Annotated in this window: 9 protein-coding genes; 6 read left to right on the top strand and 3 right to left on the bottom strand. The window is 71.2% G+C overall.

The genetic code is table 11. The features are described 5' to 3' along the window. Positions 1-327: 327 nt before the first annotated feature. Positions 328-1,074, bottom strand: coding sequence for a pyrimidine reductase family protein (locus C1I95_RS05295; protein WP_111212632.1), 747 nt, complete (start codon positions 1,072-1,074; stop codon positions 328-330). Positions 1,075-1,224: 150 nt separating this feature from the next. Between C1I95_RS05295 and C1I95_RS05290 the strand changes: the two genes are divergently transcribed. From C1I95_RS05290 to C1I95_RS05265, 6 genes are all read left to right on the top strand, one after another. Continuing rightward, the gene (locus C1I95_RS05290) at positions 1,225-1,770 is read left to right on the top strand and encodes a plasmid pRiA4b ORF-3 family protein (protein WP_111212634.1); all 546 of its coding nucleotides are present in this window, start codon (positions 1,225-1,227) and stop codon (positions 1,768-1,770) included. 260 nt (positions 1,771-2,030) lie between these two features. After that, positions 2,031-3,320 carry an ABC transporter substrate-binding protein gene (locus tag C1I95_RS05285; protein WP_111212631.1) on the top strand — a complete coding sequence of 430 codons (1,290 nt, stop codon included), beginning with the start codon at positions 2,031-2,033 and terminating at the stop codon, positions 3,318-3,320. Between the two features lie 114 nt (positions 3,321-3,434). Beyond that, the gene (locus C1I95_RS05280; RefSeq protein ID WP_111212630.1) at positions 3,435-4,406 is read left to right on the top strand and encodes a carbohydrate ABC transporter permease; all 972 of its coding nucleotides are present in this window, start codon (positions 3,435-3,437) and stop codon (positions 4,404-4,406) included. Positions 4,407-4,416: 10 nt separating this feature from the next. Then, a complete protein-coding gene (locus tag C1I95_RS05275; protein WP_111212629.1) occupies positions 4,417-5,259 on the top strand; it encodes a carbohydrate ABC transporter permease in 843 nt (280 codons plus the stop codon). Continuing rightward, positions 5,256-6,689 carry a GH1 family beta-glucosidase gene (locus tag C1I95_RS05270; protein WP_111212628.1) on the top strand — a complete coding sequence of 478 codons (1,434 nt, stop codon included), beginning with the start codon at positions 5,256-5,258 and terminating at the stop codon, positions 6,687-6,689. The genes C1I95_RS05275 and C1I95_RS05270 overlap by 4 nt, the downstream gene beginning before the upstream one ends. Before the next feature lie 82 nt (positions 6,690-6,771). Then, a complete protein-coding gene (locus C1I95_RS05265) occupies positions 6,772-7,818 on the top strand; it encodes a LacI family DNA-binding transcriptional regulator (RefSeq protein ID WP_111212627.1) in 1,047 nt (348 codons plus the stop codon). Between the two features lie 503 nt (positions 7,819-8,321). On the opposite strand, the gene C1I95_RS05260 is transcribed toward C1I95_RS05265, so the two are convergent. After that, positions 8,322-9,542, bottom strand: a complete 1,221-nt coding sequence (locus C1I95_RS05260; RefSeq protein WP_111212626.1) for an acyl-CoA dehydrogenase family protein — start codon at positions 9,540-9,542, stop codon at positions 8,322-8,324. Then, complete coding sequence (locus C1I95_RS05255) at positions 9,542-10,675, bottom strand: phosphotransferase family protein (RefSeq protein ID WP_111212625.1); 1,134 nt, start codon at positions 10,673-10,675, stop codon at positions 9,542-9,544. Before C1I95_RS05255 ends, C1I95_RS05260 begins: the two co-directional genes overlap by 1 nt. Positions 10,676-10,733: the final 58 nt, after the last annotated feature.

Here is a 10,733-nt window from a genome sequence, read left to right as displayed (position 1 = left end):
GGTCACTGATCCCGAACCCCGGCCGGGGCCGGTAGAAACCGGCATTGTCGTCCCCGGCCACCCGGGTCACGATCGGGTGATCCAGCAGCGCTTCGGCGGACGTCCCCGAGACACCGTGCACCCGCAGCTCGACTACCTCGTGTGCCAACGTCCCGCCTCCCGGCAGCTGCCGATCCCGGTTCACGGTAGTGAGCTGAGCTGCCGTTACGCGGCCGTTTCGGCGAACTCGCGGCCCGCCGGCCGGTCGACCCGGCCTACCCGTCGGCCCTGTCGGCCCGGGTCACCGGCGCCGCCGGCCCCGGGACACCCGTCGTCCGGTGGTCCGGGTCACCGGCGGGCGTAGCGCAGCAGCAGGGTGCCGTCGCCGGCGAGCAGGACGTGGCGCAGTGGCAGGTGGCGGGCCGGGCTCGGGTCGCCGGTGGTGATCCGGTCGGCTCCGGCTCCGGCGAGCAGCGGGGCGACCGACAGGCAGACCTCGTCGACCAGGTCGGCGGTGGTGAGTGCGCCGAACAGTCGCGGCCCGCCCTCGCAGAGCACCTGGTCGAGCCCGCGGCGGCGTAGCTCGGCCAGCCCGGCGGTGAGGTCGACCCGGCCGTCACCGCAGCGCACCAGGTCGGCCACGGCGGCCAGCCCGGGTGGGGCCGGCGCGTCGTCGCGGGTGAGTACCAGCGGGCGTACCGGTGCGTCGGCGAAGGCCGCCTGGGTCGGATCGAGGTCGAGGATGCCGGAGACCACCACGAGCGTCGGGTATTCGGCCAGCCCGTGCGCGCGTCGCCAGGCCCGGCGCCGCTCGTCGAGGCGGACCGCCCGGTATCCCTCCCGGCGCAGCGTGCCGGCCGCCACCAGCAACGTGTCGCAGAGCATCCGCAGCAGCCCGAACACCCGCTTGTCGGGCTCGCCGGACAACCCGGCGGAGAGACCGTCGACGCTGACCGCGCCGTCGACGCTGGTCACGAAGTTCATCCGGAGGTGGGGCCGGTCGGCGCGACCGTACCGTGCGGTGAGCGTGTCGTCGTCGAGCGGCGCGGGTGACGGGTCCGGCCAGAGCGCGGAAATCGGAAGTCCGACGCTCATTCGCTGGCCGGACCGGTGACCGGAGGGGTGGGTCGGGGGGTACGGTGCTGGCAGTCGCACCAGTTCCGGCCCGGACAGTCGTCGTGCCGCCGCGTCCGGCACGCTCGGCAGATCATGCTCGCAGCCTATGCCGCGGGAGGATGGGACAGCATGCCGCGTCAGATCTTCCAGCTGAGGATGTCGCTGTCCGGGGTCCGTCCCGCCATCTGGCGTCGGGTGCTGGTGCCCGGTGGCTACACCCTGGACCGGGTGCACCGGGTGGTGCAGCACGCGATGGGTTGGCGCGACTGCCATCTGCACTCGTTCGAGATCGACGGCTTGCAGTACGGCGAGCCCGATCCCGACGGCGAGCTGGCCGTGCAGGACGAACTGGACGTCCGGCTGGACGCGGTGGTCGGCAAGGGCAGCCGGTTCCACTACACGTACGACTTCGGCGACTGGTGGGAGCACGACCTGCTGGTGGAGGACGCCTTCGCCGCCGAGGCGGACGAGCGCTACCCGAGCTGCCTCGACGGCGAGCGGGCCGGCCCGCCGGAGGATGTCGGCGGTCCGCAGGGCTATCTGGTGTTCCTCGCCGCGCTCGCCGATCCGGGCCACCCCGAGCACGACGCGATGCGCGACTGGGCGGGCGCGGGCTTCGACCCGGCCGCCTTCGACGCCGGCCGAGTCGACACGCTGCTGCGGCGTCTCTGCTGACCCATCAGGCGATCCACCCCGCTGACCACCCCCGCTGACCACCATCGCGGTCCACTCTCGCGGTAACGATCTGGGAACGCTCCCATCGGCCTATTGACACTCCTGATACACACCGGCAATCTCATGGGAGCGTTCCCAGGAGGCGTGGATCACAGTCCGGCGCCCGGGACGCCGACGCCGGCTGACTGAGCCGGCGCCGGCAGACGCTGCGGCACCCCCCACCACAAACAACCAGCCTCACCATCGAAAGAGGGGTCAGGATGAGCCTCACCACGCGGCGTACCCGCATGGCGGCGGCCGCCCTGGCGGCGATCACCGCCGTCGGCGGTCTCGCGGCCTGCGGCAAGGACGACGACACGCCAGCCGAGGGCGAGAAGCCCGCCAAGCTGGTCGTCGACACCTTCGGCGAGATGGGCTACGACGAGCTCGTCAAGCAGTACGAGCAGCAGACCGGCATCAAGGTCGAGCTGCGCAAGACCGCACAGCTCGGGGAGTACCGGCCCAAGCTGGTCCGCTACCTGGCCACCGGCAAGGGCGCGGCCGACGTGACCGCCCTGGAAGAGGGCATTCTCAACGAGTTCAAGGCCAACCCGCGCAACTGGGCCGACCTGACCCCGCTGGTCGCCGACCACTCCACGGAGTACCTGCCCTGGAAGTGGGAGCTGGGCAAGGCGCCGGACGGCCGGCTGATCGGCCTGCCGACCGACGTCGGCAGCCTCGCGGTCTGCTACCGCAAGGACCTGTTCGAGGCCGCTGGCCTGCCCACCGACCGGGACCAGGTGTCGGCGCTCTGGCCGGACTGGAACGGCTTCCACGAGGCCGGCCGCAAGTACAAGCAGGGCAGCGGCGGCAAGGCCTTCATCGACTCGGTCACCGCCGTCTCGAACGGCGTGCTGTTCCAGCAGGGCAGCGACCTGTTCTACGACAAGGAGAACAACATCATCGCGGACACCAGCCCCGCGGTGAAGGCCGCCTGGGAGACCGCGACCTCGATGGTGGACATCTCCGCCAAGACGGCGACCTGGTCGCCGGAGTGGTCGGGTGGCTTCAAGCAGGGCACCTTCGCGGCCACCTTCTGCCCGTCCTGGATGCTCGGCATCGTCGCGGACAACTCCGGTGAGGCCAACAAGGGCAAGTGGGACGTGGCGGCCGTGCCGGGTGGCGGCGGTAACTGGGGTGGCTCCTGGCTGGCCGTGCCGGAGCAGAGCAAGTACCCGAAGGAGGCGGCGAAGCTCGCCGAGTTCCTGACCAACGCCACCAGCCAGGTGGAGGCCTTCAAGGCCAAGGGCCCGCTGCCCACCAACCTGGAGGCGCTGAAGAACGAGGCATTCCTCAGCTACACCAACGAGTACTTCAGCGGCGCGCCGACCGGCAAGATCTTCGGTGAGAGCGTCAGCAAGATCGAGCCGGTGCACCTGGGCCCGAAGCACCAGGCGGTGAAGGAGAACGCGCTCGAGCCGGCCCTGCGGTCGTTCGAGAACGGGCAGGCCAGCAAGGCGAAGGCCTGGGAGCAGTTCGTGAAGGACGCCGGTATCCAGGGCGCCTTCTGAGTGATTCCCAACCGGTGGCGTCCGGGGACCATCCCGGACGCCACCGGTCGGTCCCCCTCCGCGTAGCACCCTGTGCGAGGCCACCCCCCGGGCCCCACCGGGAAAGGAACTGTCATGAGCCTGTCGGCTACCACGGCGCCGCCGTCACCAGCAGCACCGCCACCACCCGATGCCGCTTCCCGGCGCCGCCGGGGATACCTCCTCAACCATCTCGATCTCAAGTACTCGCCGTACCTGTACATCGCGCCGTTCTTCCTGATCTTCGGCTCGTTCGGGCTGTACCCGATGCTGCGTACCGCCTGGATGTCCCTGCACGACTGGGACATGATCGGCGACCACTCGTTCATCGGGATCGACAACTACACCCGGTTGCTCTCCGACGAATACTTCTGGAACGCGCTGGTCAACACCTTCGGCATCTTCGCCCTGTCGACCATTCCGCAGCTGCTGCTGGCGCTGTTCCTGGCGAACCTGCTCAACCGCACCCTGCTGCGCGCCAAGACCTTCTTCCGGATGGCCATCTTCATCCCGAACGTGGTCTCGGTGGCCGCGGTCGCGATCGTCTTCGGCATGCTGTTCCAGCGGGAGTTCGGCCTGATCAACTGGCTGCTCAGCTTCGTCGGCATCGACCAGGTCGACTGGGACGGCCAGCGGTGGAGCTCCTGGACGGCGATCGCCTCGATGGTCAACTGGCGGTGGACCGGCTACAACACCCTGATCCTGCTCGCCGGTATGCAGGCCATCCCCAAGGACCTGTACGAGGCCGCGGCGATCGACGGGGCCGGTCCGTGGCGGCAGTTCTGGCGGATCACCCTGCCGATGGTCCGGCCCACCCTCATCTTCGTGGTCATCCTCTCCACGATCGGCGGCATGCAGCTCTTCACCGAGCCGCTGCTCTTCGGCAACGGCCGCATCCTCGGTGGCAACCAGCGGGAGTTCCAGACGCTGGCCATGTACATGTACGAGATGGGCATCGAGAACCTCAACAGCGCCGGCTACGGAGCCGCCGTCGCCTGGGCGATCTTCGTGATCATCGTGTTGATGTCGCTGCTCAACTTCGTACTCGTCCGCCGCTCGGCCAAGTGAGGAGAGATCAATGATCTCGGCTTCCCAGCGCCTGTGGCGCACCAGTCCGCTGACCTACATCGCGCTCGTCCTGGCGGCCCTGCTGTCGATCTACCCCTTCTACTACATGGTGGTGATCGGCACCCGCACCCTGGACTCGATCAACGATGTGCCGCCGCCGCTCACCCCCGGCGGTGCCTTCGGCGACAACTTCGACCGGGTCCTCGCCAACGACGCGGCGAACTTCGTCACCGGCCTGATCAACTCGATCATCGTCTCCTCGGTGGTCACCGTGTCGGTGGTGCTCACCGGCTCGCTGGCCGGGTTCGCCTTCGCGAAGCTGCGGTTCCGGGGCCGTAACATCCTGCTACTGGCGATCATCGTCACCATGATGATCCCGACCCAGATGGGCCTCATCCCGCTCTGGGGCATGATGCAGACGCTCGGGTGGTACGACACCCTGTACGCCGTCACCGTGCCGTTCCTGGTCAGCGCCTTCGGCGTGTTCATGATGCGCCAGTACGCCAGCCAGGCGATCTCCGACGAGCTGATCGAGGCCGGCCGGGTCGACGGGGCCAGCACGTTCCGGATCTACTGGAACATCGTGCTGCCCGCGCTACGCCCGGCCGCGGCCGTCCTGGGTCTGCTGACCTTCATGGAGACGTGGAACTCGTTCCTCTGGCCGTACGCGATCCTCACCCCGGAGAACCCGACCCTGCAGGTCTCGCTCTCCTTCCTCTCGTACGCCTACTACACCGACTACTCGCAGGTCTTCGCCGCCACGGCAGTGGGTACCCTGCCGCTGGTGGTCGTCTTCATCCTGTTCGGCCGCCAGATCATCGGCGGGATCATGGAAGGTGCAGTCAAGTCGTGAGCAACCCCGCCACCCCGCCCGCCGTCGGCGTCCTCGACGAGCGCGCGCCGCTGACCTTCCCGCCCGGCTTCCTCTGGGGGGCGGCGACCGCCGCGTACCAGATCGAGGGCGCGGCGGCCGAGGGCGGCCGTACCCCGTCGATCTGGGACACCTTCAGCCACACCGAGGGCCGGACCGTCGCCGGGCACACCGGCGACGTCGCCTGCGACCACTACCACCGGCTCGGCGACGACGTGCGGCTGATGGCCGAGCTGGGGCTGAAGTCGTACCGCTTCTCGGTCTCCTGGCCGCGGGTGCAGCCGGGCGGGGCGGGCCCGGCCAACGCCGAGGGGCTGGACTTCTACCGGCGGCTGGTCGACGAGCTGCTGGCCAACGGGATCGAGCCCTGGCTCACGCTCTACCACTGGGATCTGCCCCAGGAGTTGGAGGATGCCGGCGGCTGGCCGGCCCGGGACACCGCGGCCCGGTTCGCCGACTACACCCAGCTGGTGGCGGACGCACTGGGTGACCGGGTGCAGTACTGGACCACGCTCAACGAGCCGTGGTGCTCGGCCTTCCTCGGCTACGGCTCGGGGGTGCACGCCCCGGGCCGCTCCGACGGGGCCGACGCGATCCGCGCCGGGCACCACCTGATGCTCGGGCACGGGCTCGCCGTGCAGGCCCTGCGCGCGGCCCGGCCGACCGCCCAGCTCGGGGTGACCGTCAACCTGTACCCGGTGACCCCGGCGACCGGCTCGCCCGGCGACGTGGACGCCGCCCGGCGCATCGACGGGCTGGCCAACCGGTTCTTCCTGGATCCGATCCTGCGCGGGGAGTACCCCGACGACCTGGTCGCCGACCTGGCGAAGGTGACCGACTTCGGGCACGTACGCGACGGCGACCTGGCCACCATCGCCACGCCGCTGGACCTGGTCGGGGTCAACTACTACAGCCGCCACGTGGTGGCCGCCCCGTCGCCCGGCGAGCAGCCGGAGCCCTACTGGCGGGCCCCGTCCAACTGGCCGGGCAGCGAGGACGTCCGGTTCGTCAGCCGGGGCGTGCCGGTCACCGACATGGACTGGGAGATCGACGCCCCGGGCCTGGTGGAGACGCTGCGCCGGGTGCACGAGGAGTACACCGACCTGCCGCTGTACGTCACCGAGAACGGGTCGGCCTTCGTCGACGCGGTGATCGACGGTCAGGTCGACGACGCCGAGCGGCTGGCGTACTTCGACGCGCACCTGCGCGCCGCGCACGAGGCGATCGGCGCGGGCGTTCCCCTGCGGGGATACTTCGCCTGGTCGCTGTTGGATAATTTCGAGTGGGCCTGGGGCTACACCAAGCGGTTCGGCATGATCTACGTCGATTACGACAGCCAGACCCGCATCCCCAAGTCCAGCGCCAGCTGGTACGCCGAGGTGATCCGACGCAACGGTCTGGCCGCACAATAGGGCGACGGCCAGCCAGTAACGGGCGGCCCGGCACCGACGCTGAGCCAGGTGCCGGGGCCGCCTGACGTCGGAGGAGCAGACGATGACAACGCAGCGCACCCGGTCGCTCGGGCGCCCGACCCTCGACGCGGTCGCGGCCCGCGCCGGAGTCGGCCGCGGCACGGTCTCCCGCGTGGTCAACGGCTCTCCGCAGGTGAGCCCGGAGGCCCGCGCCGCCGTGCAGCAGGCCATCGCCGAGCTGGGGTACGTGCCGAACCGGGCCGCCCGGGCGCTGGTCACCCAGCGGACCGACTCGGTGGCCCTGGTGGTCAGCGAGTCCGGTGAGCGGCTCTTCGCCGAGCCGTTCTTCGCCGGCATCGTGCGGGGGATCAGCTCGGTGCTGCTGGAGACGCCGCTGCAGCTCTGGCTGGCCATGGCGCAGTCCCCGCTGGAGCGGGAACGGGTCGAGCACCACCTGACCAACCAGCACGTCGACGGCGTACTGCTGCTGTCGCTGCACGACGCCGATCCGCTGCCCACCCTGCTGGAGGAACGCGGCCTGCCCACCGTGCTCGGCGGTCGGCCCGCGCGGATGCTGCACCCCGACGCCCAGCCCGCCTCGTTCGTCGACGTGGACAACGCCGGTGGGGCGCGGCAGGCGGTGGAATACCTGGCCGGCCGGGGGCGGCGGCGGATCGCCACCATCGCCGGCCCGCAGGACATGGGCGCCGGCCTGGCCCGGTTGTCCGGCTACCGGGACGCGGTACGGGCCGCCGGGTTCGGGGTCAACCCCGACCTGATCGCGTACGGCGACTTCGGCGAGCAGAGCGGGGCGACGGCCATGCGGCAGCTGCTGGACCGCTGCCCCGACCTGGACGCGGTGTTCGTCGCGGCCGACCTGATGGCCTTCGGCGCGATGCGGACGCTGCGCGAGGCCGGCCGGCGGGTGCCGCAGGACGTGGCCGTGATCGGCTTCGACGACGCACCCATCGCCCGGCAGAGCGACCCGCCGTTGACGTCGGTGTTCCAGCCGGTGGACGAGATGGGTCGGCAGATGGCGCGGCTGCTGGTCGCCCGGATCCGCGGCGACGAGATTCCCGACCCGCATATCGTCCTGGACACCCAACTCGTCGAACGCGCCTCCGCCTGACCACCTCGACCCCGGTCTGCCCCGTTCGACCCGTCCGCCTGAGCACCTCGGCTGGCGTCCGTCCGCCCACAAGATCACGCTCGATCCGGGATCGAGTGGCCTCCAGGTCGTGACGGCACCACTCGATCCGGGATCGAGCGGCCTCCGCCCTGCGCCGACACCACTCGATGCGGGACTGGGTGGCTTCGGAGTCTGCGACCTGGGAGCTGGGTGGTGGGCTGGCGCGCGGTGACAACGCGCTCGATGCGGGATTGGGTGGCTTCCGTCCTGCGGCGACACGACGCAATCAGGGATTGGGTGGCTTCCGTCGCGCGACGATGTCGCGCTCGATCCGGGAATGAGTGGCTTCAGCCTCGCGACGACACCACTCGATCAGGGATCGAGCGTGATCTTGCGCAGTATGCGGCAGCCGGTGGTGCCGGACGGCCGGTCGGGCGAGGTGGACGGCGGACCGGACGGCGGACGGCGGAGCGGACTGCGGGGCGGACCGGACGGCGGGGCGGTCAGGTGGGGCTGGTCCAGCGGCGCAGCTCGCGCTTGGCGAGGCTGGCCCGGTGCACCTCGTCGGGGCCGTCGGCCAGCCGGAGGGTGCGGGCCTGGGCCCAGAGCGCCGCGAGCGGGGTGTCCTGGCTGACGCCGGCGGCGCCGTGCGCCTGGATCGCCTTGTCGATCACCCACTCCGTCATCGCCGGCGTGGCGATCTTGATGGCCTGGATCTCGGTGTGCGCGCCCTTGTTGCCGACCGTGTCCATCAGCCAGGCGGTCTTGAGTACCAGCAGCCGGGCCTGCTCGATGCGGACCCGGGACTCGGCGATCCATTCGCGTACCACGCCCTGCTCGGCGAGCGGGCGGCCGAACGCGACCCGTTCGGTGGCCCGCCGGCAGAGCAGCTCCAGGGCCCGTTCGGCCATGCCGACCAGACGCATGCAGTGGTGGATCCGGCCGGGGCCGAGGCGGGCCTGGGCGATGGCGAAACCGATGCCCTCCGCGCCGACCAGGTGCTCCGCCGGCACCCGTACGCCGGCGAAGTCGATCTCGGCGTGCCCGCCGTGCGGGGCGTCGGTGTAGCCGAAGACCGTCATGCCCCGGCGGACCGTGACGCCCGGGGTGTCCCGGGGGACCAGGATCATGCTCTGCTGCCGGTGCCGGTCGGCGCCCGGGTCGGTCTTGCCCATCACGATGAGGATCTCGCAGGCCGGGTCCATCGCCCCGGACGACCACCACTTGCGGCCGTCGATCACGTAGTGGTCGCCGTCACGGCGGATCGAGGTGGCGATGTTCGTCGCGTCGGAGGAGGCGACCTCGGGCTCGGTCATGCAGAACGCCGAGCGGATCTCGCCGGCCAGCAGCGGGGTGAGCCAGCGTTCGCGTTGGGCGGGGGAGCCGAACTCGGCGAGCAGTTCCATGTTGCCGGTGTCCGGCGCGGCGCAGTTGAGCGCCTCGGGGGCGAGATGGGGGCTGCGCCCGGTCAGCTCGGCCAGCGGTGCGTACTGGAGGTTGGTCAGCCCGGCACCGTAGCGCGGGTCGGAGAGGAAGAGGTTCCACAGGCCGCGCCGGCGGGCCTCGGCCTTCAACTCGGCCAGCACCGGCGGCCGGGCCCACGGGTCACCGGCGGCGGCGACCTGGGCGGCGTGCACCGCCTCGGCCGGGTGGACGTGCTGCGCCAGGAACTCGGTCAGCTCCCCGCGCAGCTGTTCGGTGCGGACGTCGTACGCGAAGTCCATCACGCCTCCCGTAGGGTCGTCAGTCCGTGTGCGACCAGCGGAGCGACCATCTCGCCGATGGTGTCGAAGCCGTCGCCGAGGGTCTGCCCGAGGGCGTGCCGGTAGTGGATGCCCTCGCAGATCACCGCGAGCTTGAAGCAGCCCAGCGCCACGTGCCAGTGCAGCGGGCCGACGTCCGTGTCGCTGCCGGCGGCGTACCGGTCGATCAGCTCCGCGCCGGTCGGGAAACCGGCGCGCGGGCCCAGCCCGTCGGCGACCGGGTTGCCGGCGGAGATGTCGCTGTCGCCGAGCACGTCCCAGTACGTCAGCAGCAGCCCGAGGTCGGCGAGGGGGTCGCCGAGGGTGGCCATCTCCCAGTCCAGCACCGCCGTCACCGTCACCGGGGCGACCGTGGCGAGCAGGTTGTCCAGCCGGTAGTCGCCGTGCACGATCCGGCCCGCGTTGGCGCCCTCGGGTGCGGTGGCGGCGAGCCGGTCGCGCAGCTCGTCGATGCCGGGTAGTGGCCGGCTGCGGGACCGGTCCAGTTGGCCGGCCCAGCGGCGGACCTGCCGGGCGAGGTAGCCCTCGGGGCGGCCGAAGTCGGCCAGGCCGACCGACGCCGGCTCCACCCCGTGCAGCGTCGCGAGGGTGTCCATCATCGCCATGGCCAGCCCGCGCCGCTGCTCGGCGGTGAGCTGGTCGGTCCGGACCCGGCTGCGGAACACCTCGCCGGGAACCCGTTCCATCAGGTAGAACGGCGCGCCGAGCAGGTCGGCGTCCGGGCACAGCAGCAGCGCCCGCGGCACCGGGACGGCGGTCGGGGCCAGCGCCGAGATCACCCGGAACTCCCGGGCCATGTCGTGTGCGGTAGCCAGCACGTGCCCGAGCGGTGGCCGGCGCAGCACCAGCTCGCGCCCGCCGGCCCGGAGCAGGTAGGTCAGGTTGGACCGGCCGCCGGCGATCAGCTCGGCCCGCAGCGGGCCGGCGGCCAGCTCGGGCCGGTGCTCCGCCAGGTAGTCGCCGAGCCGGTCGAGATCCAGACCGGCGGGGGAGCCGGCGGCCGGTTCGGGCGTGTTGTCGGCCGCCGGATCGGGGGTCTCGCCGGCCGCCGGTTGGTGATCGGGGGCGGCCCGGCGGGCGGCCGGATCGGTCATCCGGACAGTTCATGGCAGCTGGGACGGGTTGTCAAGGTCGGGTTTGACCCTGGGGACA

Source organism: Micromonospora craterilacus (assembly GCF_003236315.1).
Classification (GTDB): domain Bacteria; phylum Actinomycetota; class Actinomycetes; order Mycobacteriales; family Micromonosporaceae; genus Micromonospora; species Micromonospora craterilacus.
The sequence above is the reverse complement of the archived record's forward strand: the minus strand, read 5'-3'. Positions and strand labels throughout refer to the sequence as shown.